27 protein-coding genes and 1 tRNA gene are annotated in these 26,497 nt (G+C 67.2%); 15 read left to right on the top strand and 13 right to left on the bottom strand.

All coding sequences use genetic code 11. The features are described from left to right. Window positions 1–20 precede the first annotated feature (20 nt). From DIE15_RS28215 to DIE15_RS28230, 4 genes are all read right to left on the bottom strand, one after another. Window positions 21–1,010 carry a beta-ketoacyl-ACP synthase III gene (locus DIE15_RS28215; protein WP_057928055.1) on the bottom strand — a complete coding sequence of 330 codons (990 nt, stop codon included), beginning with the start codon at window positions 1,008–1,010 and terminating at the stop codon, window positions 21–23. Next, on the bottom strand, window positions 1,011–2,117 hold the full coding sequence (gene plsX / locus DIE15_RS28220; protein WP_057928056.1) for a phosphate acyltransferase PlsX: 1,107 nt from the start codon (window positions 2,115–2,117) through the stop codon (window positions 1,011–1,013). A 129-nt stretch (window positions 2,118–2,246) separates the two neighbouring features. After that, entirely contained in the window at window positions 2,247–2,426 is a 180-nt protein-coding gene (gene rpmF / locus DIE15_RS28225; RefSeq protein WP_006051932.1) for a 50S ribosomal protein L32, read from the bottom strand. 98 nt (window positions 2,427–2,524) lie between these two features. Then, window positions 2,525–3,160 carry a DUF177 domain-containing protein gene (locus tag DIE15_RS28230; RefSeq protein ID WP_124834862.1) on the bottom strand — a complete coding sequence of 212 codons (636 nt, stop codon included), beginning with the start codon at window positions 3,158–3,160 and terminating at the stop codon, window positions 2,525–2,527. Window positions 3,161–3,442: 282 nt separating this feature from the next. Here DIE15_RS28230 and DIE15_RS28235 point away from each other — a divergent pair, with 282 nt between their 5' ends. Together DIE15_RS28235 and DIE15_RS28240 are read left to right on the top strand one after the other, a co-directional pair. After that, window positions 3,443–4,072: a Maf-like protein gene (locus tag DIE15_RS28235; protein ID WP_057928058.1), complete on the top strand. Its 630-nt coding sequence runs from the start codon at window positions 3,443–3,445 to the stop codon at window positions 4,070–4,072. Beyond that, window positions 4,069–4,791 carry an SAM-dependent methyltransferase gene (locus DIE15_RS28240; protein ID WP_124834863.1) on the top strand — a complete coding sequence of 241 codons (723 nt, stop codon included), beginning with the start codon at window positions 4,069–4,071 and terminating at the stop codon, window positions 4,789–4,791. The genes DIE15_RS28235 and DIE15_RS28240 overlap by 4 nt, the downstream gene beginning before the upstream one ends. 73 nt (window positions 4,792–4,864) lie before the next feature. On the opposite strand, the gene DIE15_RS28245 is transcribed toward DIE15_RS28240, so the two are convergent. Genes DIE15_RS28245 through DIE15_RS28260 form a run of 4 tightly spaced genes read right to left on the bottom strand, consistent with a single transcriptional unit; the run spans window position 4,865 to window position 7,946 of the window. Continuing rightward, complete coding sequence (locus DIE15_RS28245; RefSeq protein ID WP_057928060.1) at window positions 4,865–5,857, bottom strand: S49 family peptidase; 993 nt, start codon at window positions 5,855–5,857, stop codon at window positions 4,865–4,867. 12 nt (window positions 5,858–5,869) lie between these two features. After that, window positions 5,870–6,280 (bottom strand): Rieske 2Fe-2S domain-containing protein, encoded by a 411-nt coding sequence (locus DIE15_RS28250; protein ID WP_057928139.1) that lies wholly within the window; start codon window positions 6,278–6,280, stop codon window positions 5,870–5,872. Further along, window positions 6,277–6,936, bottom strand: coding sequence for an HAD-IA family hydrolase (locus DIE15_RS28255; protein ID WP_057928061.1), 660 nt, complete (start codon window positions 6,934–6,936; stop codon window positions 6,277–6,279). Before DIE15_RS28255 ends, DIE15_RS28250 begins: the two co-directional genes overlap by 4 nt. Before the next feature lie 5 nt (window positions 6,937–6,941). Next, window positions 6,942–7,946: an RluA family pseudouridine synthase gene (locus DIE15_RS28260; protein WP_057928062.1), complete on the bottom strand. Its 1,005-nt coding sequence runs from the start codon at window positions 7,944–7,946 to the stop codon at window positions 6,942–6,944. A 724-nt stretch (window positions 7,947–8,670) separates the two neighbouring features. Here DIE15_RS28260 and DIE15_RS28270 point away from each other — a divergent pair. From DIE15_RS28270 to DIE15_RS28295, 6 genes are all read left to right on the top strand, one after another. Further along, window positions 8,671–11,799, top strand: coding sequence for an Rne/Rng family ribonuclease (locus DIE15_RS28270; protein ID WP_124834864.1), 3,129 nt, complete (start codon window positions 8,671–8,673; stop codon window positions 11,797–11,799). A gap of 131 nt (window positions 11,800–11,930) precedes the next feature. Next, window positions 11,931–13,043: a GTP 3',8-cyclase MoaA gene (gene moaA / locus DIE15_RS28275; protein WP_057928064.1), complete on the top strand. Its 1,113-nt coding sequence runs from the start codon at window positions 11,931–11,933 to the stop codon at window positions 13,041–13,043. A gap of 28 nt (window positions 13,044–13,071) precedes the next feature. Then, window positions 13,072–13,689 (top strand): molybdenum cofactor guanylyltransferase MobA, encoded by a 618-nt coding sequence (mobA, locus tag DIE15_RS28280; protein ID WP_124834865.1) that lies wholly within the window; start codon window positions 13,072–13,074, stop codon window positions 13,687–13,689. A gap of 105 nt (window positions 13,690–13,794) precedes the next feature. Then, window positions 13,795–15,090 (top strand): gephyrin-like molybdotransferase Glp, encoded by a 1,296-nt coding sequence (glp, locus tag DIE15_RS28285; RefSeq protein ID WP_124834866.1) that lies wholly within the window; start codon window positions 13,795–13,797, stop codon window positions 15,088–15,090. Between the two features lie 37 nt (window positions 15,091–15,127). Next, window positions 15,128–15,403, top strand: coding sequence for a hypothetical protein (locus DIE15_RS28290; RefSeq protein ID WP_006476519.1), 276 nt, complete (start codon window positions 15,128–15,130; stop codon window positions 15,401–15,403). After that, window positions 15,400–15,885 (top strand): GNAT family N-acetyltransferase, encoded by a 486-nt coding sequence (locus DIE15_RS28295; protein WP_057928067.1) that lies wholly within the window; start codon window positions 15,400–15,402, stop codon window positions 15,883–15,885. Before DIE15_RS28290 ends, DIE15_RS28295 begins: the two co-directional genes overlap by 4 nt. Window positions 15,886–15,979: 94 nt before the next feature. Here DIE15_RS28295 and DIE15_RS28300 read toward each other — a convergent pair whose 3' ends face one another. From DIE15_RS28300 to pncB, 5 genes are all read right to left on the bottom strand, one after another. Beyond that, entirely contained in the window at window positions 15,980–17,458 is a 1,479-nt protein-coding gene (locus DIE15_RS28300) for a DNA recombination protein RmuC (RefSeq protein ID WP_057928068.1), read from the bottom strand. Continuing rightward, window positions 17,455–18,444, bottom strand: a complete 990-nt coding sequence (locus DIE15_RS28305) for a D-glycerate dehydrogenase (RefSeq protein WP_057928140.1) — start codon at window positions 18,442–18,444, stop codon at window positions 17,455–17,457. Before DIE15_RS28305 ends, DIE15_RS28300 begins: the two co-directional genes overlap by 4 nt. Window positions 18,445–18,525: 81 nt before the next feature. Next, window positions 18,526–19,956 (bottom strand): sodium:proton antiporter, encoded by a 1,431-nt coding sequence (locus DIE15_RS28310; protein WP_057928069.1) that lies wholly within the window; start codon window positions 19,954–19,956, stop codon window positions 18,526–18,528. A gap of 50 nt (window positions 19,957–20,006) precedes the next feature. Continuing rightward, entirely contained in the window at window positions 20,007–20,669 is a 663-nt protein-coding gene (locus tag DIE15_RS28315; protein ID WP_057928070.1) for a lactate utilization protein C, read from the bottom strand. An 86-nt stretch (window positions 20,670–20,755) separates the two neighbouring features. Further along, window positions 20,756–21,955, bottom strand: a complete 1,200-nt coding sequence (gene pncB, locus DIE15_RS28320) for a nicotinate phosphoribosyltransferase (protein ID WP_124834867.1) — start codon at window positions 21,953–21,955, stop codon at window positions 20,756–20,758. Window positions 21,956–22,238: 283 nt separating this feature from the next. On the opposite strand from pncB, the gene fdxA reads away from it, so the two are divergent. The 7 genes from fdxA (at window position 22,239) to DIE15_RS28360 (ending at window position 26,433) form a co-directional block, all read left to right on the top strand. After that, window positions 22,239–22,562, top strand: coding sequence for a ferredoxin FdxA (gene fdxA, locus DIE15_RS28330; RefSeq protein ID WP_006753067.1), 324 nt, complete (start codon window positions 22,239–22,241; stop codon window positions 22,560–22,562). A 104-nt stretch (window positions 22,563–22,666) separates the two neighbouring features. Further along, window positions 22,667–22,742 (top strand) — tRNA-Asn (locus tag DIE15_RS28335). A gap of 107 nt (window positions 22,743–22,849) precedes the next feature. Continuing rightward, entirely contained in the window at window positions 22,850–23,335 is a 486-nt protein-coding gene (locus tag DIE15_RS28340; protein ID WP_057928072.1) for a CreA family protein, read from the top strand. Between the two features lie 60 nt (window positions 23,336–23,395). Next, window positions 23,396–24,298, top strand: a complete 903-nt coding sequence (locus tag DIE15_RS28345; RefSeq protein WP_057928073.1) for an AraC family transcriptional regulator — start codon at window positions 23,396–23,398, stop codon at window positions 24,296–24,298. A gap of 102 nt (window positions 24,299–24,400) precedes the next feature. Then, window positions 24,401–25,174, top strand: coding sequence for an AzlC family ABC transporter permease (locus DIE15_RS28350; RefSeq protein ID WP_124834868.1), 774 nt, complete (start codon window positions 24,401–24,403; stop codon window positions 25,172–25,174). Beyond that, the gene (locus tag DIE15_RS28355) at window positions 25,171–25,509 is read left to right on the top strand and encodes an AzlD domain-containing protein (RefSeq protein ID WP_006757668.1); all 339 of its coding nucleotides are present in this window, start codon (window positions 25,171–25,173) and stop codon (window positions 25,507–25,509) included. Before DIE15_RS28350 ends, DIE15_RS28355 begins: the two co-directional genes overlap by 4 nt. Before the next feature lie 159 nt (window positions 25,510–25,668). Beyond that, entirely contained in the window at window positions 25,669–26,433 is a 765-nt protein-coding gene (locus tag DIE15_RS28360) for a DUF4088 family protein (protein WP_185734561.1), read from the top strand. Window positions 26,434–26,497: the final 64 nt, after the last annotated feature.

Below are 26,497 nucleotides of genomic sequence, written 5' to 3' on the forward strand. Positions count from 1 at the left end.
CAGCTCGCGCGCGCCGCGGATCAGAAGCGGAAGACCGACGCGCCCCAGGTGAAGCCGCCGCCGACGCCTTCGATCAGCACGTGCTGACCGCGCTGGATGCGACCGTCGCGCACCGCGGCGTCGAGCGCCAGCGGGATCGATGCAGCCGACGTGTTGCCGTGCTGGTCGACCGTCACGACCATGCGCTCCTGCGGCAGGCCGAGCTTGCGGCAGGTGCTGGTCATGATGCGGATGTTGGCCTGGTGCGGAATCAGCCAGTCGACCTGCTCGGGTGCGAGATTCGCCTTGGCGAGCGCCTCGATCGCGACCTTTTCGAGCACGTTGACCGCGAGCTTGAACACGGCCTGCCCGTCCATGTACAGGAACGCGCTGCCGTCGATCACGCCGCGATTGACGTTGCCCGGCGTGCAGAGGATGTTCGAATAGCTGCCGTCCGCATGCAGCGCGCTGCCGAGCACGCCCGGCTCTTCCGATGCGGACAGGATCACCGCGCCCGCGCCGTCGCCGAACAGCACGCAGGTCGTGCGGTCCTTGAAATCGAGAATGCGCGAGAACGTCTCAGCACCGACGATGAGCGCCGTGCGGTGCTGGCCGCTGCGGATGAAGCTGTCGGCCGTCGCCATCGCATAGGCGAAGCCCGAGCATACGGCCTGCACGTCGAATGCCGCGCCGCCGTTCTTGATGCCGAGCTTGTTCTGCAGCAGGCAAGCCGTGCTGGGGAACACGAAATCGGGGGTCGAAGTCGCGACGATGATCAGATCGATCGACTGCGGATCGATGTCGGCTGCCTCGATCGCACGGCGCGACGCTTCGAGCGCGAGATCGCTCGTCGTGACGTCCGGTGCGGCGAAATGGCGCGCATGGATGCCCGTGCGCGCAACGATCCACTCATCGCTCGTCTCGATGCCTTCCTTCGCGAGACGATCGGCGAGCTGCTGGTTCGTGACGCGGTCGGGCGGCAGGTAGCTGCCCGTGCCGAGCACGCGGGAATAGAGAGTCGATTGGGCCATTTATGCTTTAGAGGATTGCGCAGCGGAAGGTTCGGCGTGATGGCCTGCGGCCGGGCTCGTCTGGCCCGCGCCGCCCGCGTCGTGTTCGCCGTCGCCGAGCGACACCGAATTGTCCGCCATCGCGCGCGCGAGGCGCTCCAGCACGCCGTTTTTGACGGCATCATACCCGCGTTTGATCGCCCACTCAAACGCGTAGGCATCGGCCGAACCGTGGCTTTTGATCACGAGGCTCTTCAGCCCCAGCAGCGCCGCGCCGTTGTACTGGCGATGGTCGACGCGCTTCTTGAAGCGCATCAGCACCGGCAGCGCGAGCAGCGCCATCAGCTTCGACATCAGCGAACGGCCGAACTCCTCGCGGATGATGTCGGACAGCATCTGCGCGAGCCCTTCGGACGTCTTCAGCGCGACGTTGCCGACGAAGCCATCGCAGACGATCACGTCGACCGTGCCCTTGTAGATGTCGTTGCCTTCGACGTTGCCGCGGAAATTCAACGTGCTGGCGCGCAGCAGTTCGCCTGCGCGCTTGATCGTCTCGTTGCCCTTGATGACCTCTTCGCCGATGTTCAGCAGGCCGATCGTCGGACGCTCCTTGCCTTCGAGCGCGGCGACGAGCGCATGCCCCATCTCCGCAAACTGCAGCAGGTGCTGCGGCTCGCAGTCGACGTTCGCGCCGAGGTCCAGCATCATCGTGTAGCCGGTCGGGTTCGGCAACGCGAACGCGATCGCAGGCCGCTCGATGCCGGGCAGCGTCTTGAGCACATAACGGGAAACGGCCATCAGCGCGCCGGTGTTGCCGGCGGAGATACAGGCCTGCGCCGCGCCTTCCTTGACGTGATTGAGCGCGACACGCATCGAAGAATCCTTCTTCTTGCGCAGCGCCACTTCGACAGGGTCGTCCATCGCCACGACTTCGGTGGCGGGCACGATGGTCAGCGCGGGATCGTCGAGGGCCTTCAGCTTTTTCAGCTGAGCGCGGATCGCGCTTTCGATGCCGACGAGCATCAGATGCGCATCGGGATGCGCGCGGACGAACTTGACTGCCGCGGGAACGGTCACGGACGGGCCGTGGTCGCCTCCCATGCAATCGATTGTGAGCTTTACGGTCATGGAATGCGACGAATTTCAGGCACAAAAAAGCGGCAGTTGAATGCCGCCTTTTTGTTGAGCCAGGAAAGTGTCAAGCGAACCAGTTGTCACGCGAACGGCGATCGTAGCGCGCAACGCGTGACTTGACGCTTAGTCGTTCTTCGTCTTGACGACTTTCTTGCCGCGATAGTAGCCGTTCGGGCTGACGTGGTGACGCAGGTGCACTTCACCCGTGCTCGGCTCGACTGCCAGCGGCGCTGCCGTCAGGAAATCGTGCGAACGATGCATGCCGCGCTTCGACGGCGACTTCTTGTTTTGCTGGACTGCCATGACTAACTCCTAAATAATTTTCCGGATTCTAACACAGCCCGATCCGGCGCTTGACTACCCTGGCCCAAAGCCCTTACGCCTTCCCGCGCCACAACTGCTTAGTGTTTCTTGCTGCCGTCCCCGTCCTTCTTCAACGCTTCCAGCGCTGCGAACGGATTCGGCCGTTTGCCTTCGTCCTCGCCGTCGGCGGACTCATCGTCCGCGTCTTCCGAAGGACCGCTCGCACCCGACATGAGGCTTTCGTGGACTGCCGGGCAAACCTCGTGCTTGGGCACGAGCGGCAACGAAAGCAGCAACTCCTCTTCGATCAAGTCGACGAGATCGAACTGGCGTGAGCCCACGATCACATCGGCTTCATCGTCGTCGAGCGGAAATTCTTCAGCTTCCTCTTCGGTCGCGACGACCCGGTACGTCATGTCGATGTCGAACGCCTGGTCGTACGGAGTCATGCAGCGCTGGCACGTGAGCCATGCATGGCCGTGCACCGCGAGGCGCAGATACGGCTGCTGCCCATCGGCGCCGTCGTCCTGCAACTCCTTCTGGGTGAACCCTTCGGCCTGCCACGTGAAGACCGTGTCGCGATCAGACGCGTCCGCCGGCACTTCATTCAACATGCGCGGCAGTTGCGACAGACGCACGGCGCCCGCTGCCTGCCGCCCGCTGCGGGCGAATTCGAACAGGTCGACTGCGTGCGGATCAAGCGATGCTGCAGGCTTGCCAGAAGAAGTGTTCATGTTGCGCTCCTGCCTACAGGCTGACTTGCGGGATCCGGCTTGCGGGCGCCGATCATTTGGCGCCGCTTACTTACGCACCCTTACCTACGTACCGTTACGTACGCGATCTACGCCGCGTACGATGACGTACTTTACTTCCGAAGATCGGCAGGCGCCACCACAGCGAAAGCCTGTCGACGAAAAGCGGGAAAGCATACCTGTTTTACCTTTTTCGGTCAATCACTTATGCTTGCGCCCTCGCAACACCGCTTCACGCCCGACGACTCACCGATCCAACCGACCATGCCGGATACCGTTTGCCGCCCGCCGCGGCTGATTCTCGCCTCCAGTTCCCGCTACCGCCGCGCGCTCCTCGAGCGCCTCGGCCTGCCGTTCGACGTCGTGTCGCCCGACCTCGACGAAACCCCGCTCGCGGGCGAAACGCCGGCCGCGACCGCGCTGCGCCTCGCCGGCGCGAAGGCGCGCGCGGTCGCCGCGACGATCGACGCGCCGGACGGCGTGCTCGTGATCGGTTCGGACCAGGTCGCGACGTTCGACGGCCTCCAGATCGGCAAGCCCGGTACGCACGAGCGCGCGCTCGCGCAGCTCCTGTCGATGCAGGGACGGAATGTCGAGTTCCACAGTGCGCTCAGCCTGTACGACAGCCGCACGGGCGAAACGCAGAGCGAGGACATCGTCACGCACGTGCGCTTCCGTTCGCTACCCGAAGCCGAACTCGATGCGTACCTGCGCGTTGAAACACCGTACGACGTCGCCGGCAGCGCGAAGTCCGAAGGACTCGGCATCGCGCTGCTCGACGCGATCGACTCCGACGACCCGACGGCGCTCGTCGGCTTGCCACTGATCGCGCTCACACGGATGCTGCGCGCCGCAGGCTACCCGCTGTTCGCTACCCAGGGAGACCGCGCATGACGGCCGGAACGCTCTATCTCGTCCCGAACACCCTCGGCGAAGGCGACGAATCGATGCTCGCCGCCGTACTGCCTGCGGCCGTGCAAGCGCGTGCCGGCACGCTCGGCTACTACATCGGCGAAAACGCGAAAACGACCCGCGTGTTCCTGAAGAAGATCGGCACGACGCGGCCGATCCAGGAAATCGAGATCCGCGAACTGAACGTCAACACGCCGGCCGGCGAGATCGACCGGCTGCTGGCGCCAGTGCTGGCGGGTGCGGATGCGGGGCTCGTGTCCGAGGCCGGCTGCCCCGCCGTTGCCGATCCCGGCGCGCTGCTGGTCCGCCGGGCGCACGAGCGCGGCGTGAAGGTCGTGCCGCTCGTCGGGCCGAGTTCGATCCTGCTCGCGCTGATGGCGTCGGGCCTGAATGGCCAGAGTTTCGCGTTCAACGGCTACCTGCCGGTCGATGCGGCCGCGCGCGCGAAGCGCCTGCGCGAACTCGAGCAACTGTCGCGCAAGGCGCGCCAGACGCAGATCTTCATCGAGACGCCATACCGCAACCACGCGATGCTCGACACGCTCGTCGCAACTTGCGCACCGTCGACACAGATCTGCGTCGCGGCCGACCTGACCCTCGAGACCGAGACAATCGCCAGCCGCTCGGTAGCCGACTGGAAAAAGGCGCCCGCGCCGAATCTGCACAAGCGCCCCGCCATCTTCCTCCTGCTCGCGAACTGACGCTCGCAGCCGGAGCCGCTTCGCGGCACGGGGCACCCGGCTCCGTTCGCCGCGGCGGCGGCCCGACCGCCGCTCAGCGCAGGCTGAACGACGTGCCGCCCGCGGTGAGGGCCTTCATCGCCGCTCCGCCAACCGCCGCGCCGAATTTGCGCGCGACGCGGTTCGTCAGGCTTTCCTTCACCGTGTAGTCGACGAGGTCCGGCGCCTTCAGCACGTCGCGCGCGACCGTGTCGGTCGTGCCATAGGCATCGGCGAGCCCCAGCTCCACGCTCTTCTCGCCCGTCCAGAACAGGCCCGAGAACATATCGGGCGTTTCGTGCAGCCGCTTGCCGCGACCATCCTTCACCGCCTTGATGAACTGCGCATGGACCTGGTCGAGCAGCGCCTGCGCATGGGCGTCCATCTTCGGCGTCTCGGGCGAGAACGGGTCGTAGAAGCCCTTGTTTTCACCCGACGTGTGCAGACGGCGATCGACGCCGAGCTTGCCCATCAGGCCCGTGAAGCCGAACCCGTCCATCAGCACGCCGATCGAGCCGACGATGCTCGCCTTGTCGACGAAGATCTTGTCGGCGGCGGACGCAATGTAATAACCGCCCGATGCGCACATATCGGTCACGACGACATACAACGGCTTGTCCGGATACTTCGTGCGCAGCCGACGGATCTCGTCGTAGACCATGCCGGCCTGCACCGGGCTGCCGCCCGGGCTGTTGATCCGCAGCACGACGCCGGCCGTTCCGTCGTCGTCGAATGCGGCATCGAGCGCCGTGTTGATGTCGTCGGCGTTCGCGTTGGTGCCCGCCGCGATCTCGCCGTCGATCGTCACGAGCGCCGTATGGCGCCCGCTCGACGAGAACTTCGAATCGCTCGAGAAATCGATCAGCGCGAACGCGAGCAGCACGAACACGCCGAGGAACGCGAAGCGGAAGAAGATCTTCCAGCGCCGCGCCGCGCGCTGTTCCCTGACGGCCGCGAGCGCGATCCGCTCGAGCGCCGCCCGCTCCCAGTTCGGCTCGCGGCTGTCGGGACGGGACGAGGAATCAGGGGTGTTCGGTTGATCGGCCATGCAGTAGTGTCGTCAGTCGGTCGTGGCGGGAGGGGGCGGAGCGGCGGGACCCAGGTCGGCATCCGGCACCCAGAATACCGCACGCCCGTCCGGCGTGTCGCGCTCGTCGACTTCTACCGGCCGCAGGCGGCCGCCGCGACACGGGCCGCCGACGCACTTGCCGGTATCCGGTGCGTAGATCGCGCCGTGCGTCGCGCACATCAGGTAAAGGCCCGACGACTCGAAGAACTGCCCCTCGGCCCAGTCGAGTTCCATCGGCACGTGCGCGCAGCGATTCAGGTAGCCATACGCGCGGCCGTCGTAGCGCACAAAGAACACGACCGCCTGCTCGCCGCGCAGCGTCGCGTCGACGCGCACGCCGGCGCCGCCGTCGGTCAGCGCGTCCGATGCGCACACGCGCACGGCTTCCGGCGCCGCGCTCATGCGTGCTCCCGCAGCCATGCCGCCAGCGCGACGACGTCCGGCGCGACGAAGCGCGGCGTCAGCGCGGCCAGCGCGTCGGCCGTATGCGCACCGTACGAGACGCCGATGCCGGCCGCCCCTGCGCTCGCGGCCATCTGCAGGTCGTGCGTGGTATCTCCGATCATCACGGTACGCGCAAGATCCTGCCCCAATTCACGGGACAGTTCGTGCAGCATCGCCGGGTGCGGCTTCGAGAACGTCTCGTCCGCACAGCGCGTCGCATCGAACAGGCTCGTCAGCTTCGACTGGTCGAGTACGCGGTTCAGCCCAACCCGGCCCTTGCCGGTCGCGACCGCCAGCAGGTAGCCCGTATCGCGCAATTCCGCGAGCAGTTCGCGCACGCCGGCGAACAACGTGATGCGCTGATCGTCCAGCAGGTAGTGATAGCGGTAACGCTCGGCCAGCCGCGGATACTCGGACGGATCGAGGGTCGGAGCGGTAATCTGCAGCGCATCGCGCAGGCCGAGGCCGATCACGTAGCGGGACGCCTCGTCCGACGGCGTGGGCAGGCCGAGATCGCGGCAAGCCGCCTGGATGCTATGCGCGATGTGCGCAGTCGAATCCATCAGCGTGCCGTCCCAGTCGAAGACGATCAAATCAAATTGCTGTCGGGCCATGCGAATCAGGCGGTATCGCGCAGAGCGCTGAGTTGATCAAGAAAGCGCCGGCATTCGTCCGGCAGCGGCGCGTCGAACTGCAGCGGCTCGCCGGTCAGCGGATGCGCGAGCTTCAGCCGGTACGCATGCAGGAACATCCGTTTCAGCGACGGTTGCGCATTCGCGCGCGCCAGCGCCTTGTTCAGTGCGAAATCGCCGTACTTGGCGTCGCCGGCGATCGGCAGGCCGAGATGCGCGAGGTGCACCCGGATCTGATGGGTGCGACCCGTTTTGAGTTCCGCTTCAACCAGCGCGTAGTGGGGCCAGCTTTCGACCAGGTTGAACACCGTGTGCGACGGCAGGCCGTCGTCCTGCACGCGCACGCGCCGCTCCCCTTCCGGGGTCGAATACTTGAACAGCGGCGCCTTTACCGCGCGGCGGCGGCCCCAGTCGGGCTGCCATTCACCGTGTCCGCACGCGAAGTAGCGCTTGTCCATCCGGTTTTCGCGGATCTGCTCGTGCAGGCCGACGAGCGCCGAGCGCTTCTTCGCGAGCATCAGGATCCCGGACGTCTCGCGGTCGAGCCGGTGCACCAGTTCGAGGAATTTCGCGCGCGGGCGCGCCTGACGCATCTGCTCGATCACGCCGAACGCGACGCCGCTGCCGCCATGCACCGCGACGCCGGCCGGCTTGTTGATGACGAGCATCGCGTCGTCTTCGTACAGCACGTCGAACTGCGCGGGCGGCACGACCGGCGTGTCGGCGCGCGCGAGGTCGGCCGCGGCCACCCGCACGGGCGGCACGCGGACGATGTCGCCGAATGCGAGGCGGTACTGGGCGTCGACCCGACCCTTGTTTACGCGCACTTCGCCGCTGCGCAGGATCCGGTAAATATGGCTTTTGGGCACGCCTTTACAGACGCGCAACAGGAAGTTGTCGATCCGCTGACCAGCCGAGTTTTCGTCGATCTGGAGCATCGATACCTGGCCGCTTGCGACCGAATTCTGGGATATTTTGCCTAACTCATTCATACTGAATATAATTTTGCCCAGCCTGACGTTGAGGGTGGCCTGACAGGCCGGCCCCGGCTGAATCGGGCAAGGCGCAAGCGCAAACCATCATTTTACTTGCGCCGGGGGTCCGCTGCTCGCCCCTAATCAAAGAGATGCAGCAAGTTGCACGCACGGCGCCGGCCGTCGGCAAGGATCGCGCCCACAGGCGGATTCGGTCGACAAGGCGCCGCGGTAACGGAAAGTTGGTTGAAAAGAATTTGATCGGCAGCCCGACGGCGCGAAGTGCGTCCGCGGGCTGCCGGTTGCGAAAATTACGGCGTTGCGCCCGATTTGGCCCCGCGAAGCGTGCGGGGCTTGGCGACGTCAAACCAGGGAAGTACACCCCAGGCGGGAAAGTCGGGCTGGATTCGATACTCCCCGCTGCGGCCCAAGCCGCAGCATCTGCCGCCCGTCGGCGCGCGCGACGCATTGCGCGCCCCCCGTGGCAGTGCCCCGGTCTCAGGCTTAGCGCGCTTTCGCAGCGTGCGGTGTGTGGACGCCGTGCTTTGAAGCCGTGTTCGCAGGTGCCCTATGGCCGCCGGCCCCGTCTTTCGGGCCCAAGCGCCTCTTCAGGCAATTCTCCCCGCCATCCTTCCCGCTCCAGCGTGCTTGTGACAACACAACAAGGCGCGGCCTGCCGTCGTTCCCGCCCTCGCGACTGACAACCGCGAGGCGCCGGCAGCAGAGCCGCCTGGAGTCGTTCATGAAACGCATGCTGTTCAATGCGACGCAGCAGGAGGAGCTGCGCGTCGCCATCGTCGATGGGCAGAAGCTCATCGACATCGACATCGAGACAGCCGGGCGCGAACAGCGCAAAGGCAATATCTACAAAGGTGTCATCACTCGTATCGAGCCGTCGCTCGAAGCGTGCTTCGTTAACTACGGCGAAGACCGCCACGGCTTCCTGCCGTTCAAGGAAGTCGCCCGCCAGTACTTCAAGGAAGGCATCGACATGCGCTCCGCGCGCATCCAGGATGCCCTGCGCGAAGGCCAGGAGCTGATCGTCCAGGTCGAGAAGGAAGAGCGCGGCAACAAGGGCGCCGCCCTCACGACCTTCATCTCGCTCGCCGGCCGCTACCTCGTGCTGATGCCGAACAACCCGCGCGGCGGCGGCGTGTCGCGCCGGATCGAAGGCGACGAGCGCCAGGAACTGCGTGAAACCATGGCGCAGCTGCAGATTCCGGACGGCATGAGCATGATTGCCCGCACCGCGGGCATCGGCCGCAGCGCCGAGGAACTGCAGTGGGACCTGAACTACCTGCTGCAGCTGTGGCGCGCGATCGAAGCGGCGTCGCAAAGCGGCAACGCCGGCCAGCCGATGCTGATCTATCTGGAATCGAGCCTCGTGATCCGCGCGATCCGGGACTATTTCCAGCCCGATATCGGCGAAATCCTGATCGACACGACCGAGATCTACGATCAGGCCCGTGCGTTCATGGACATCGTGATGCCGGACAACGTGTCGAAGGTGAAGCGCTACCACGACGACGTGCCGCTCTTCTCCCGCTTCCAGATCGAGCACCAGATCGAAACCGCGTACTCGCGCACGGTTCCGCTGCCGTCGGGCGGCGCGATCGTGATCGACCACACCGAAGCGCTCGTCGCGATCGACGTGAACTCGGCGCGTGCGACCAAGGGCGCGGACATCGAGGAAACGGCGACCCGCACGAACCTCGAAGCAGCGGACGAAGTGGCCCGCCAGCTGCGCCTGCGCGACCTCGGCGGCCTGATCGTGATCGACTTCATCGACATGGAGTCGGCCAAGAGCCAACGCGAAGTCGAGCAGCGCCTGAAAGACGCGCTCAAGCACGACCGTGCGCGCGTGCAGATGGGCAAGATCTCCCGCTTCGGCCTGATGGAACTGTCGCGCCAGCGCCTGCGTCCGGCCCTGTCGGAAGGCAGCCACGTGACGTGCCCGCGCTGTAACGGCACCGGCCACATCCGCGATACCGAATCGTCCGCGCTGCAGGTCCTGCGGATCATTCAGGAAGAAGCGATGAAGGAAAACACCGCGGCGATCCACTGCCAGGTGCCGGTCGAGGTGACCGCCTTCCTGCTCAACGAAAAGCGTCAGGAAATCAACAAGATCGAGTCGCGCTTCAAGGTCGGCATCGTGCTGATCCCGAACAAGCACCTCGACACGCCGCACTACAAGCTCGAGCGCCTGCGCCACGACGACGCGCGCCTCGACGATCCGCGTGCGTCCTGGAAGATGGCCGAGGAAGCCGCCCGTGAACTGGAGTCGGAAACCGGCTACAGCAAGCGCGCAGCCGATGTGAAGCCGAAGCAGGAAGCGGCCGTCAAGGGCATCACGCCCGAGCGTCCGGCTCCGAGCCCGGCTCCGCAGCGTCCGGCCGAGCCGGTTGCGGTGCCCGCCCCTGCCCCGGTTGCTGCGGCAAGCGGCGGCTTCATTGGCTGGCTGAAGGGTCTGTTCGGCATGTCGCCGGCTCCGGCACCCGCGCCGGTTGCACCGGAACCGGCGAAGGAACAGGCAGCCCGTCCCGCCCGCGGCGAGCGCACCGAGAAGTCCGAGCAACGCGGCGGCGATCGCAACCGCAACCGCCGTGGCGGCGCCCAGCAGGCTCAGGGTGGTCGCGATCAGGCAGCGGCAGGCCGCGGCCAGTCGCAACGCCAGGAACGCGAAGGCAAGGAAGTTCGCGAGCCGCGTGAACCGCGTGAGGGTCGCGAACCGCGTGAAGGCCGCGAGCCGCGCGAAAGCCGTGAAGGTCGTGACGGCCGCGAGGGCCGTGGCCCGCGCGAAGGCCGCGAACCGCGTGAAAGCCGTGAGTCGCGCGAACCGCGCGAGAACCGCGAACCGCGCGAGCGCGCCGAGCAACAGGAAGCCGTCGAGGCAGCCGGTCGCGGCGAGCGCCAGGAACGCGGCGAACGTCGTGAGCGCGGTGAGCGCCGTAAGCCGACGCAACACGCGGCGACGCTCGAGACCGTCACCCGTGGCGAACATCCGGAAGCGGAAGCCGACCAGGCCGTCGCAACGGCGCTGCCGGGCGCCGATGTCGCCGCCGACGCGGAAGCCGGCGCACGTGAAGGCGAGGAACGTCGCCGCCGCCGCCGCGGCCGCCGCGGTGGTCGTCGCGAGCGCGAGGACGAAGGCGCAGTCGTCGAGCACGCCGAACAAGGCGTGGACGGCGAAGCCGTCGTGCACGCGGTGACGGCGGAAGCCCAAGGCGCGGTCGAGCCGGCCCATACGACCGCACCGGTCGCCGTAGCAGCCGTCGCTGCAGCAGGCGCCGTGGTTGCCGAAGCAGCAGTCGAGCAGCGTGCCGAAGCAGTCGCACCGGCTGCGGTCGAGTCGCAACCGGCACCGGTTCGTGTCGAAGCGACGCCGGTCGCACCGATCGAGCCCGCACCGGCAGCCGAATCGGCACCGGTCGCGCCGGCCGCTGCTCCGGAAGCCGGCCCGGCTCCGGTTACGGTTTCGCCGACCGATGCGTTCGAAGTACCGGCCACGCCGGCTGCCGTCGAAGCGCCGCAGTCCGCGCCCGTCGAGCAAGCCGCACCGGCACTGGTCGTCGCAGCCGAAGTCGCTCCGGCAGCCGTCGAACCGGCCTACGTCGAGACAGCACCGGTCGAAGCCGTTGCCACGCCGGCTCCAGCGCCCGCCCAGCCGGTCGCTACGCCCGCTTCGGCGAGCCTCGATGTCGTGCTGGAACAGGCCGGTCTCGTGTGGGTGAACACGGACGCCGACAAGTTCCGCGCCGCACAGGAAGCCGCGTCGCGCCTGCCGCGTCCGTCCCGCGTGCCGCGCGAACGCAAGGCACTGCCGCCGGTCGACTCGACCCCGATGCAGCAGGTCGAAACGTCGCACCGCTAAGCGGCGCGTCGCCCGACCAGGAAAAGCCCGCCTCCGGCGGGCTTTTCCATTTCCGCGCTGCGGGTTTCCGCCCACCGGCCCGGCCGGCCGCTTGAGGCTAAAATGGAGGCTTGGCTCGCACTTCTTTCAACATGTCCCGACGCATCATTCCTCTCGCCGACGTCAGCGGGATGCCGGATATCTCCGGCGTCGCGCATACCCCTGACGGTGCTTTGGCCGACACGTTCGCCAGGCCGCTACGCGACCTGCGCATCTCGGTGACGGACCGCTGCAACTTCCGCTGCGTGTACTGCATGCCGCGGGACGTATTCGACAAGGACTACCCGTTCCTGCCGCACAGCGCCCTGCTCACGCACGAAGAGATCGAGCGCGTGGCGCGGCTGTTCGTCGCGCACGGCGTAGAAAAGATCCGGATCACGGGCGGCGAGCCGCTGCTGCGCAAGAACCTCGAATTCCTGATCGAGCGCCTCGCGCGCCTGACGACTCACGACGGCCGCCCGCTCGACCTGACGCTGACCACCAACGGCTCGCTGCTCGCGCGCAAGGCGCGTGCGCTGAAGGACGCCGGCCTCACGCGCGTGACGGTCAGTCTCGACGCGCTCGACGACACGCTGTTCAAGCGCATGAACGACGCCGATTTCGCGAGCGCCGACGTGCTCGACGGCATCTTCGCCGCGCAGGCCGCGGGCCTCGCCCCGGTCAAGGTCAACATGGTCGTGAAGCGCGGCACCAACGACGGCGAGATCCTGCCGATGGCCGAGCGCTTCCGCAGCACCGGCGTGATCCTGCGCTTCATCGAATACATGGACGTCGGTACGTCGAACGGCTGGAACATGACCGAAGTGCTGCCGTCCGCGGACGTCGTCGCGCGGATCGCCGAACAGTTCCCGCTCGTGCCGCTCGAGCCGCACACGGCGGCGGAAACCGCGCAGCGCTGGGGCTATGCGGACGGCAGCGGCGAGATCGGCGTGATCTCGAGCGTCACGCAGGCATTCTGCGGCGACTGCACGCGCGCGCGGCTGTCGACCGAAGGCAAGCTGTACCTGTGCCTGTTCGCATCCACAGGCCATGACCTGCGCGCGCTGGTACGTGGCGGCGCCACCGACGCCGAAATCGCGACCGCGATCGCCCGGATCTGGCAGGCCCGTACCGACCGCTATTCGCAACTGCGCGGCAGCGCGGCCGCCGACGCCGCGCCCGACGGCGCCGGCAAGCGCGTCGAAATGTCGTACATCGGCGGCTGACGCGCGCCGCCCGCCCCGACTTCCCGCAATGTCCGCTTCCGCCTCGCCTTCCGTCACCGGCCTGCTGCTCGCGGGCGGACGTGCCACGCGCATGGACGGCGCCGACAAGGGCCTGCAGCTGCTCGACGGCACGCCGCTCGCGCTGCACGTGCTGCGCCGGCTCTCGCCGCAGGTCGACGAGACGCTGATCAGCGCGAATCGGAACGCCGATCGCTACGCCGAGCTCGGTGCGCCGTTCGGCGCGCGCATCGTGCCGGACGAAACACCCGATTTCCCCGGCCCGCTCGCGGGCCTGCTTGCCGGCATGCGGGCAGCGCGCGCACCGCTCGTCGCGTGCTCGCCGTGCGATACGCCCTATTTGCCGGCCGATCTCGTCGCGCGGCTGCACGCGGCGCTTGACGCGCAGCAGGCCGACATCGCGATGGCAGTTACCGTCGACACGCAGCACGCGCGTTCGCCGCAGCCAACCTTCGCGCTGCTGCGCACATCGCTCGCCGACGATCTCGCCGCAGGACTCGCGACCGGCGAGCGCAAGGTCCGTGCGTGGTACGCACGCCACAAGACGGTCGAAGTCGAGTTTCGCGACGAGCGTGCGTTTTACAATGCCAACTCCTGGCAGGAACTCGCCGCGCTTGCCCGCCGCTGACGGCACCGGCATCCGTTCCCGCCCGCCGCATGCGCCTCCGCGCTCAGGCGCCCTCCGCGCGCCGCCGGCCACGAACCCGATACGCCTTGCGGCGCAGTCCGACTGATGATCACCCAATCCTCACCCGCTTCCCGAACCGCCCCCGATTCCGATGCCCCGCTGTCGCTCGCCGATGCGCAAGCGCTCGCGTGCCGGTTCGCGGTGCCGGTCGACGGGTACGACACGGTGCCGCTGCATGACGCGCTCGACCGCGTGCTCGCAGCCGACGTGAACGCGCCGTTCGACATTCCCGCGTACGACAATTCGGCGATGGACGGCTACGCGTTCGACGGCAGCGCTGGCGCACCTGCATCGGCCGCCGACATCACGCTGACGGTCGCCGGCGCGGCGTTCGCCGGCCATCCATTCGATGGCACGGTGGTGCCCGGCGCGTGCATCCGCATCATGACCGGCGCGCCGATGCCGGCTGGATGTGACACGGTCATTCCGCAGGAGCACGTGCGCGTCGACGGCGACATCATCCGCTTCGCCGCGCACGACGTCGCGCGCGGCGCGAACTGCCGCCGGGCCGGCGAGGATCTCGCGCGCGGCGCGTGCGCGCTCGCCTCCGGCCGCATCCTGCGCCCGTCCGATCTCGGCCTGCTCGCATCGTTCGGGTTGCGCGAAATCACGGTGCGCCGCCGCGTGCGCGTCGCCGTGTTCTCGACCGGCGACGAACTGCGCGAGCCCGGCGAGCCGCTCGGCCGCGGCACGCTGTACGACAGCAATCGCGGAATGCTGATCGCGATGCTCGAAAGGCTGCATATCGACGCGCTCGATCTGGGGATCGTCCGCGACGATCCGGCCGCGCTCGAACGCGCGCTGCGCGATGCCGCCGCCGCACGGGCCGACGCAGTGATCACGTCGGGCGGCGTGTCGGTCGGCGAAGCCGATTTCACGCGCGACGTGATGGCACGGCTCGGCGACGTGACCTTCGCAAGCCTCGCACTGCGGCCGGGCCGGCCGCTCGCATGCGGCACGCTCGCGCGCGCGGGCGACGATGCCGGCCAAGTGCTGTTCTTCGGGCTGCCCGGCAATCCGGTCGCGTCCGCCGTGACGTTCTACGCGATCGTGCGCCCCGCGCTCCTGACACTGGCCGGCGCGCACACGCCGCCGCCGGCGACGTACACGGCGCTCAGCACACAGACCCTGAAAAAGCGTCCGGGGCGCACCGAATACCTGCGCGCCGTCGCGACGCGCGCCGCCGACGGCCAGTGGCATGTCGCGCCGGCAGGTTCGCAGAGTTCCGCATCGCTGAGCGGTCTCGCGGCCGCCAACTGTTTCATCGTCCTGGGCCACGATTCCGCGGCAGTCGACGCGGGCGCCCCGGTCGACATCCTGCCGCTCGACGGCCTGATCTGAATTCCAATCGGTATATCTCTACGGGGGCAATCCGCACATGAAGAAACAAATCTCGTCGATCGCCGCGGGGCAGACCGCGAAGGCGCTGATCCTCGTCTACCTGACGTTCAGCGTGCCGATCGTGCTGCTCGGCATCCTGGTCGCGTACATCCGCTACGGGATGGTCGAACTGAGCACGATCCTGAGCGCGCTGCTGCTGAACGCGATCCTCGGTTTCGTGCTGCTGTGGATCGCCTGCCACGCGTACAACTGGGTCGCGTCACGCTTCGGCGGCATCGAGATCGTGCTGTCCGATCCGCCGGAGGAAGCGTGAGCGGCACGCCGCTGATCCGTGCGGCCGAAGCGCACGACGTCGGCGCGATCCTCGCACTGATGCGCGAGCTGGCCGAGTTCGAGAAACTCACGCACCTGTTCGTCGCGAGCGAAGCCGATCTGGCCGACGCACTGTTCGGCGAACGCCCCGCCGCCGAAGCGCTCGTGGCCGAGCGCGACGGCGCGATCGTCGCGTATGCGCTGTTCTTCCACAACTATTCGACGTTCCTCGGCCGTCGCGGCCTGTATCTCGAGGATCTGTACGTGCAGCCGTCGCAGCGCGGCACGGGGCTCGGCACCGCGATGCTGCAGCACCTCGCGGCACTCGCCGTCGAACGCCGCTGCGGGCGCTTCGAATGGTCGGTGCTCGACTGGAACCAGCCGGCAATCGATTTCTACGAGAAGATGGGCGCGACCGTGCTGCCGGACTGGCGAATCGTGCGCGTCACCGGCGACGCGCTGGACGCGCTCGCCGCACGCTGAACGCGGGCCGGCCACACCGGTCGCCGCTTCGAAAAAACGGGCGCCGCGGCGCCCGTTCTTCGTTCCAGCCGGTTGCGGCTGCACACGCCATGCGTCATGCATCGTCCGCATCGGCGCCGTCCGCGGCTTCCGCGCCCAGCAACCCGGCCGCCGTATCGCCCGGCAACGCCTCGACCTGCTTCAGCTTGCGGTTCATCACGCGGGTGCGCTGCTCGGCTGCCTCGATCGAGCGCGTGACCGTTTCGAGTTGCGCCTTCGTGCGCGCGAGCACATCGCCAAACTTGCCGAATTCGGTCTTCACCGCACCGAGCACCTGCCACACTTCGCTCGAGCGCTGCTCGATCGCAAGCGTGCGGAAGCCCATCTGCAAGCTGTTCAGCAATGCGGTCAAGGTCGTCGGCCCTGCCACCGTCACGCGATAGTCGCGCTGCAGCAGGTCGGTCAGCCCCGGACGACGCAGGATCTCCGCATAGAGCCCCTCGGTCGGCAGGAACAGCAGCGCGAAATCGGTCGTATGCGGCGGTGCAACGTACTTCTCGGCGATCGTCCTCGCTTCCATCCGCACGCGCGTTTCGAGCGCACGGGCCGCGTCCTCCACCGCCACCGAATCGGCACGTTCCTGCGCATCGATCAGCCGCTCGTAGTCCTCGCGCGGAAATTTCGCGTCGATCGGCAGCCACACCGGCGGTGCGTCACGCGTGCCGGCGTCGCGCCCCGGCAGCCGGATTGCGAACTCGACGCGTTCGCTGCTCTTCGGCACCGTCGCGACGTTCTTCGCGTACTGGTCGGGCGTGAGCATCTGCTCGAGCAAGGCCTCTAGCTGCACCTCGCCCCAAGTGCCGCGCGTCTTCACGTTGGTCAGCACCTTCTTCAGGTCGCCGACGCCGGCCGCGAGCGTCTGCATCTCGCCGAGCCCGCGATGCACCTGCTCGAGCCGGTCCGACACGAGCTTGAACGATTCGCCGAGCCGCTGTTCGAGCGTCGCATGCAGCTTCTCGTCGACGGTGCGGCGCATCTCCTCGAGCTTCGCCGCGTTGTTCGTCTCGATTTCCTTCAGCCGCTGCTCGAGCGTCGCACGCACTTCGCCGATCCGGCGATCGTTGGCCTCGGTCAGTTGCGTGAGCTGTCGGTTCAGCGTGTCGCCGAACAGCCGCAGTGCGACCGTCTGCTCTTCACGCGCCTGCTGCGCCTGGCGCTGCACGCTCTCGCGCATCGCGTCGAACTGCTGCGCGTTGCCGGCGACGAGCTTGCCGAGCTGTTGCGCGAAACCTTCGATCTGGTTGTTCTGCACGGTCGCGATGCTCGTCAGCTGCGTCGCGAGCGTCTGCTGAAGCTGCGAGAAACTGCCGGCCAGCTCGGTGCGCGAGCCGCGCGCGTTCTCGACGATCTCACCGCGCAACTCGCGTTCGAGCCGCTCGACCGCGAGCGCCTGCGCGTGAGCAGCGTCCTCGATCTGGTCGCCGAGCACGGCCGCATCGTCGTGGCGGCCGCCGCCGCGCACGATCGCGACGATCGCCAACGCGAGCGCGACGGCCAGCACGACGACCGCCGCCAGCAACACCATCGTCGTCATGCGCGCGGCTTCCCGATCACGTCAGGGTTGATCGGGTTCGGCGGCTGCCCCGCGCGCGGCCCGACGCCCAGTGCGGCGATCAGGTTGTCGGCTGCGAGGTTCGCCATCGCACGGCGCGTCTTCTCGGTCGCACTCGCGATGTGCGGTGTCAGCACGACATTCGGCACCTCGAGCAGTGCCGGATGGACGCTCGGCTCGCCTTCGTACACGTCGAGGCCGGCCGCGGCGATCGTCCCGCTGCGCAGCGCGGCGGCCAGCGCCGCGTCGTCGACGATGCCGCCACGCGCGATGTTGGTCAGCGTCGCAGTCGGCTTCATCTTCGCGAGCTCGGTCGCGCCGATCGTGTGATGGTTCTCCTTCGTGTACGGCAGCACGAGCACGACGTGATCGGCGCGCGCCAGCAGCACATCCTTCGCCACGTACTCGGCACTCAACTCGGCCTCGATCTCGGGCGCGACCCGCGACCGGTTGTGATAGATCACCTGCATCCCGAAGCCGCGCGCGCGGCGTGCGAGTGCCTGGCCGATGCGCCCCATTCCGATGACGCCGAGCGTCGAACCGTAAATGTCGCTGCCGAGGAATCCGTCGTACGTCCACTTCTGCCAGTGCCCCGCGCGCAGCCAGTGCTCGGATTCTGCGATCCGGCGCGCGGCGGCCATCATCAGCGCCCAGCCGAAATCCGCGGTCGACTCGTTCAGTACGTCGGGCGTGTTGGTGCCGAGCACGTTCGCCGCGTTGAACGCGGCCATGTCGAAGTTGTTGTAGCCGACCGCCATGTTCGATACGACGCGCAGGCGCGGTGCTGCCGCCAGCTCGGCCGCGCCGACCGGGTCGCCCGCCGTCAGCGCGCCGTCCTTGTCGGCGAGACGCGCGGCGAGCGCATCGGGGGCGAGCGCGTCGCCGTTGTTCCAGTCGACTTCGAAATACTGCTCGAGCCGTTCGATCACGTCCGGAAAAATCGGACGTGCGACCAGGATCTTCTGCATCGCCATCTCCGCATGCCGCGGCCGGAACGCGACGCGTCGTGCGCCGCCGGAACCGTCCACGCTTGGTTGAAAATCGTCAGCCTACGCCGTGAAGAAGATCCACGACGTCAGCAGGAATACCGGCACCAGTATCACGAACGCCCAGCCGAGATACGCGAAGAAGCTCGGCATCTTCACGCCGCGCGACTCCGCGATCGCCTTCACCATGAAGTTCGGCGCATTGCCGATATAGCTGTTCGCGCCCATGAACACCGCACCCGCCGAAATCGCGGCGAGCGTCGTCGCGCCCGTCGTCATCAGCGATTGCGCGTCGCCGCCTGCGAGGTTGAAGAACACGAGGTAGGTCGGCGCGTTGTCGAGGAACGACGACAGCAGACCGGTCGCCCAGAAGTACATCGCGTCGATCGGCTTGCCGTCGGGCCCCGTGACGAGATGGACGATCTGCGCGAACGCGCCGTCCGCACCCGCGCGCAGGATCACGATCACCGGCGCGATCGTCACGAAGATCCCGGCGAACAGCTTCGCGACCTCCTCGATCGGCGCCCAGTTGAACGCATTGCCTTCGCGCGCCGAGCGCGGCGTCAGCGCGAGCGACGCGAGTGCCACGACGACGAGCGCGACGTCGCGCACGAGATTCTGCAGCGCGACGTGCGTGCCCCATACGTCGAACGTGATGCCCGGCTTCCAGATGCCGCTCATCAGCACGAGGCCGATCACGGCCGCGAGCAGCACGAAGTTGACCTTGCCGTCGATCGACAACGCGGCATCGTCGGGTGTCGGGTCGAGCGCGGCCGGCCGCTCCTCGCCGCCCTTCCGGTAGAAATACGTGTCGAGCACGAAGAACAGCATCAGCAGCACCGCGCAGATGAACAGCATCGGCAGCGCGAGATGCGTGGTCGTCCAGAAGAAGCTCACGCCGTTCAGGAAGCCGAGGAACAGCGGCGGATCGCCGAGCGGCGACAGCGAGCCGCCCGCGTTCGCGACGAGGAAGATGAAGAAGATCACGACGTGCACGACATGCTTGCGGTTGTCGTTCGCGCGCAGCAGCGGCCGGATCAGCAGCATCGCGGCGCCCGTCGTGCCCATCACGCTCGCGAGCAGCGTGCCGAGCGCAAGGATCGCCGTGTTCAGCTTCGGCGTGCCGTGAAGGTTGCCGTTCACGCAAATGCCGCCGGCGACCGTATAGAGCGCGGTCAACAGCACGATGAACGGGATGTACTCCTCGAGCAACGCGTGCACGAGCGTGCCGAACGCCGTGCCCGCGCCGAACGCGAGCGCGAACGGAACCAGGAACGCGATCGCCCACGCCGCGGCGATCTTGCCGAAGTGGTGATGCCAGAACACCGGGGCGACGAGCGGGAACACCGCGATGGACAGCAGGATCCCGGCGAACGGGATGCCCCAGAGTGCGGACAGCGTGGCACCGTCGAGCGTGGCGGCCGATGCGAGTGCGGGAACGGCGCCAAGCGCGGCTCCCGACGCCATGCCCGCCCAGGCGGCATGTCGTTTCATGCAGCACTTCCTTGTGCGAGTGAGTCGAGTGAGGATGAAGCCGGCGCGCGTCATGCGCCCCGCACGACGATCGCATGAACGCGGTACGGGCCGTGTGCGCCCAGCACGATGGTCTGCTCGATATCGCCCGTGCGCGACGGGCCCGACACGAAATTGACCGCGCGCGGCAATTCGCCGCGCTCCGCGCGAATCAGCGCGAATGCGTCTTCATGGCCCGCGACGATCCGCGAGGCCGGCACGATCGCGATGTGAGTCTCCGGCAGCAGCCCGGCCGATGCATAGGTGTCGGGGCCGGACAGCAGCACCAGCGAACCCGTTTCGGCGGTCGCGCAGAAGCAGCCGGTCAGGCCGACGAGATCGCCGTCGCGCGGCTTGCGGCATTCGACCGACAGGCCTGCGCCGACCCAGTCGAGCTCGGCCAGCGTGCGCCATGCGACGGCCTGCATCGGCAGGCCGTGAGCGGAAAGATAGCGGGCAGCAGCAGCGGGCGCGTCGGCCAGCGTCGCGACTTCGTCGACCGTCGTCGACAGACGTGCCGCTTCATCGACGAACGCGGCGACGAGGTCGGCCGGCATCGGCGGGCGCGGCCCCTCGGGATGGCGGCCGAGATAGTCGGCGACTTCGTCGCGCTCCGCCGCATCGGGTTCGGGCGCGCGCCCTTGCGCCGCGCGAATGCGTGCGAGGATCTGGCGACGGGCAGCGGAAGTGTCCATGAACGGTCCTCGTGACGTTGGCGTGCGATACCGTCGGATTATACCGGCCGCCCTCGCCGCGACGCACCTGGCCGGACGGCCGACGCCTACTGCGCCGCGTCGTCGTCGACCGGCTGCGCGATGCCGAACACCTGGCGCAGGTATGCGAGATACGCCCTGTCGTCGCACATGCTCTTGCCTGGCGAATCCGACAGCTTCGCAACCGGCTGTCCGTTGCAGCGAACCATCTTGATCACGATCTGCAGCGGCACGTAGCCGAGGTCGTTCGTGAGGTTGGTACCGACGCCGAACGCAAGCTTGCAGCGGTTTCGAAACCGTTCGTACAACTGCATGACCTTCGGGATGTCGAGCGCATCCGAGAACACGAGCACCTTGGTGCGCGGATCGCAGCGGTTCGCCTCGTAGTGGCGCAGCATGCGCTCGCCCCACTCGAACGGATCGCCCGAATCATGGCGCGCGCCGTCGAACAGCTTGCAGAAGTACATGTCGAAGTCGTTCAGGAACGCATCCATCCCGTAGACGTCCGACAGCGCGATCCCGAGGTCGCCGCGATACTCCTTCGCCCACATCTCGAAACCGTAGGTCTGCGAATCGCGCAGCCGCGGGCCGAGCGCCTGGCAGGCCTGCAGGTATTCGTGTGCCATCGTGCCGAGCGGCGTCAGGTCGTGCTTCATCGCGTAGAACACGTTGCTCGTGCCCGCGAACTGCGGCCCGAGCCCGTCGCGCAGCGTCAACGCGACCTCCTCGTGCCACACCTTCGAGAAGCGCCGGCGCGTGCCGTAGTCGGCGATCTTGCAGTCGGCGAACTCGGGCTTCGCGCCGAGCAGCTTGATCTTCTCGCGCAGCCGCACGCGGCCTTCGCGATAGTCGGGCTCGCGCTGCGTGTTGCGGAAATAGACTTCATTGACGATCGCGAGCACCGGGATCTCGAACAGGATCGTGTGCAGCCACGGTCCCTCGATCACGATGTCGATCTCGCCGTTGCCCTTCGGCGAAGGGGTGATCGAGATGTACTTCTCGTTCAGGTGGAACAGCGCGAGGAAGTCGACGAAATCGCTCTTGATGAAGCGCATGCGCCGCAGGTAGTCGAGTTCGATGTCGGTGAAGCGCAGCGAACACAGGCCGCGCACCTCGTCGCGAATCTCGTCGATGTACGGCACGAGATCGACGCCCGGCGTGCGGCACCGGAATCGGTACTCGACGTTTGCGGCAGGAAAGTGATGCAGGACGACCTGCATCATCGTGAACTTGTAGAGATCCGTGTCGAGCAGCGAAGTGATGATCATGATTACGGCACCGCCAATATCGTGACAGGGCCCCGGCGCACCGCGCGCCGCCCGGTCTGTTGGCCATGTTACCCGAATGCGGGCCCGACCATCGTGAAACCTCCCCTGCCCGGGCCGTGCCGGCAGCGCCGCATGCGCGGCATCCGCCGTCGGCCCCATAAACTAATCACGAAACGATATAAGCCGGATAGCCGACCATGCCATGCGGGTTTTGCGCTTCAGTTACAATGCCGCTTTTGGCGCAAACGCCACCCCATATATACCGCCAAGCAGGAGCGCTTTAATGACTCACGTTGTGACCGAAGGCTGCATCAAGTGCAAATACACGGATTGCGTGGATGTGTGCCCGGTGGATTGCTTCCGTGAAGGTCCCAACTTTCTCGCCATCGATCCGGACGAGTGCATCGACTGCGCCGTGTGCGTCGCCGAGTGCCCGACCAATGCGATCTATGCCGAAGAAGACGTTCCGGGCGACCAGCAGCAGTTCACCGAGCTGAACGCCGAACTGGCGAAGAACTGGCCGTCGATCACGAAGACCAAGCCGGCACCGGCCGACGCGGACGAGTGGAAGGACGTGCAGGAAAAGCTGCACCTGCTCGAGCGCTGATCGCGCAGCGGCACCGCAAAAATATTTTGTGCACCGCCGCTCAAAAGTATTGACAGGTTAGCGAACACTCCATACAATCTCGTTTCTCTGCTGTTGTTGTTTGTTCCCCGATAGCTCAGTCGGTAGAGCGCCGGACTGTTAATCCGTAGGTCCCTGGTTCGAGCCCAGGTCGGGGAGCCAAACAGCGAAAGGCCCGTCATTCGACGGGCCTTTTGTTTTTCCGGCGCCTGTCGGCCACCGCCACGCATGCTAGAGTCTCTGTCCCGCATTCGCATCCGGTTCCGTCGATGAAGCATCGCCTCCTTTCCGCCGCGCCGTTCGCCCTGCTGCTCTCCACCTTTGCCGTCGCACCACTCGCGCACGCGGAGGAAGTCGGCAGCGTCAACACCCATTTCCGCGTGACGGGCTCCGACCGCGTGGTCGTCGAAGCGTACGACGATCCGCTCGTGACGGGCGTCACCTGCTATGTGTCGCGGGCGCGCACTGGCGGGATCAAGGGCACGCTCGGCGTCGCCGAGGATCCGAGCGAAGCGTCGATCGCGTGCCGGCAAGTCGGTCCGCTCAGCTTCAAGGAGCCGCTCAAGCAGCAGACCGACGTGTTCAGCGAGCGGATGTCGTTCATCTTCAAGACGCTGCACGTCGTGCGCGTGGTCGACAAGAAGCGCAACACGCTCGTCTACCTGACCTACAGCGACCGCATCGTCAGCGGCAGCCCGAAGAACGCCGTCACCGCGGTGCCGATGCCGGCTGGCACGACGATTCCGGTCAAGTAAGCCCGCGCCTGCCGGGCGCGCGAGCGCTACACTGTCGATTCGACCGCTTAGCGTCCGACCATGTCCGCCACCCGTCTTCCCGACTCCGCACGCTACTGGCGCACACCGCTGCTGCCGGATGCGGATCTGCTCACGGCCACCTATCGCGACCATACGTTCGCGCCGCACTGGCACGACGCATACACGATTCCCGTGATCCTCGAGGGGGCGGAGCGCTACACCTGTCGCGGCAGCGGCCATGTCGCCGAAACGGGTACCGTGCCCGTGATCAATCCCGGCGAAGTGCATACGGGCTCGCGCGCGACCGACGAAGGCTGGTGCTATCGCGTGAGCTACGTGCCGGTCGACTACATTCGCGCACTCGCCACCGCGATCGCCGGGCGACCGCAGGATGCGCCGTGGTTCCCGTCCGACGTGATCCGAGACACCGATCTCGCGACACGGCTCGCGCTGGCCCACCGGATGATGGAGGCCGGCAGCGAACGCATACCGGCTGGTCACCTGTCTGGCCAGCCGGCCGACGACGTACCGGCGGCCGGAGCCCCGCGCATCTACGATCCGCTCGCCGCCGAAACGGCGATGCTCGATGCGCTGTCGACACTCATCGCGCGCCATGCCGACGCGCGGCTGCGGCCCGCAGCGCTCGCGGCCGACGAGCCGCGCGTCGATGCGATGCGCGAACGGCTTGCCGCCGATCTCACATGTACGGTCACGCTGGACGACGTCGCTCAGGCCGCCGGCCTGTCGCCGTTTCACGCAGCACGCCTGTTCACCCGCACGACCGGGATGCCGCCGCATGCGTGGCGCAACCAGCTGCGACTGCAGCGTGCGCTTGCGCCGTTGCGCGCGGGCGCGTCGATTGCCGATGTCGCCGCGGCCAGCGGCTTCGTCGACCAGAGCCACTTCACACGGCATTTCAAACGGATGTTCGGCGTGCCGCCTGGACGCTGGCAGGCGCGCTGACGCGCACGCTCCTCACCCCGCATCACCCGCCCGCGGCAGCCGGCGCCCGCGGGCGCAAGAACATACAAGCCGCCACGAGATCGGCCCGCTATCCTCCATTCCATGGAGAAGCGCCCTTTGAACTCGACACCCATCCCCTCGTCCCTGCCCCGCCGTCCGTTCAATGAATGGCTCGACGGCGCACGCGACACGATCCCGATGATGATCGGCGCGGCGCCGTTCGGCGTGATCTTCGGCACGCTCGTCGGCGGCGGGCCGCTGACCGCATGGCACGGCGCGCTAATGTCGCTCGCGGTGTTCGCGGGCTCCGCGCAATTCATCGCGCTCGGCCTGATCGCCGGCAGCGCGAGCTTCGTCGTCGTGCTCGCGACGACGCTGATCGTGAACCTGCGCCACCTGCTGTACAGCGCGACGCTCGCGCCGTATGTCGCGCACCTGCCGCTGCGCTGGCGCGCAACGCTCGGCGCGCTGATGACCGACGAGGTGTTCGCGGTCGCCTACGCGCACTACCGGCACTTTCCGCCCGGTGCGATCGGCCCCCACTACTTCTTCGGTTCGGGCCTCGCGATGTACTTGAACTGGCAGGTCTGGACGCTCGCGGGCATCGGCTTCGGCGCGGCCTTCCCGGGCCTCCAGTCGCTCGGCCTCGATTTCGCGATGGCGGCGACCTTCATCGCGATCGTCGTCCCGCAGCTCGGCACGCTGCGCTATTTCGCGGCCGCCGCAACTGCCGGCACGCTCGCGTACTTCTGGCAGGGCTGGCCGTACAAGCTCGGGTTGCTGGGCGCGGTCGCCGCCGGCGTCGCGGTCGGCGTCGCGCTCACGCTGATGCACGAGCGCTCGCGCACCGGCTCACGCACGGAGGCCGCATCGTGAGCTACGCACTGCTGATCCTCGGGATGGCCGCGATCACCTATGCGATCCGGACGACGCTGTTCCTGTTCGGCGAGCGGCTGACCTTCCCGCCGCTCGTGCGGACGGCACTCGGCTTCGTGCCCGTCACCGTGCTGACCGCGATCATCGTGCCGATGACGGTTTCGCCGCACGGCGGCACGGCCGAGCTGACCTGGCGCAATCCGCAGCTGGTCGGCGCGCTCGCGGCCGTGCTCGTGTCGGCGACGACGCGCCGGCCGCTCGTGACGATCGCGCTCGGGCTCGCAGTGTTCTTCTTCTGGCAAGGGATCGTGATGCCGCACTGGCTGCCGGCCTGAGCGGACGTCGCCGGCCGCGCTCAAGTTTCCGTCCTGCGCGCCGATATAGGGGATGAAGATCCGCCATCGGCCTCGGCGCGAACCGGTCCGTCGACGCTGCGCCCATACGGGTGCACAGCGTCGGACGCCGGCACGCGCGGGCCGCCATCGAGACGATTCATGGGCCAGATCACCCTTTCCCTCAAGGACGACACACTTGCGTCCCTGCGCAAGGACTACGACGCGTTCGTGCGCGTGTCGCTGAAACTCGACCCGCAGTTCGTGACGCCGTCGTTCGAGGACTTCCTGCGTGCCAAGCTACTCGACAACATGGTGCCGCTGACCGAGCATGCCGTGCAGCGGATGCTCGAGGGTGGCCAGTACGCGTGGGCGAAACGCACGCTCGACAAGGAATTCCCGGACGTCGTCGCGATCCTGATGCGGCAGGCCGGCGAATTCGGCTTCGGCTTCGCGTCGCGCTCGGAATGGACGCCTGACGAGCTCGCGAAGGCGTGCCGCGACTGGGCCAAGGCGATCGTCACCGAAGCGCAAGGCGATCCGTCGCTCGTCGATCCGCTCGCCGCGCAGATCAAGAGCGCGGTGCACGACATCCAGGCACTCGAGGAAATGATGCAGACGCCCGCGTGGCGGCTCGCGGAATCGCTGCGCCAGCGCATCTACGAGGCGAAGCTCGCATGCGAGATGAGCGTCGGCAGCGCCGCGCGCGACAAGCTCGGCGAACTGCGCGGCCTGCTGCGGCTCGGGCTCTCGCACGGTTCGTTCCAGAAACAGGAAGCGCAGCAGATCATGGAGTACCTGTGGCTGCTGAAACCCGAAATCTTCGTCGACGAACCGTACGACGTGTTCACGCGGCTCGCCGCGTGGCTGCGCAGCGTGTTCACGCCGTCCGCCGCACGGCCGGCGCCGGAACAGCGCCGGCCATGACGGTCCGGCCCCGCGCATGAAGAACGGCCCGGTTCGCGCGAAGCGAACCGGGCCGCCGGTCGAT

This window comes from Burkholderia sp. Bp9031 (genome assembly GCF_003857965.1).
Classification (GTDB): domain Bacteria; phylum Pseudomonadota; class Gammaproteobacteria; order Burkholderiales; family Burkholderiaceae; genus Burkholderia; species Burkholderia ambifaria_A.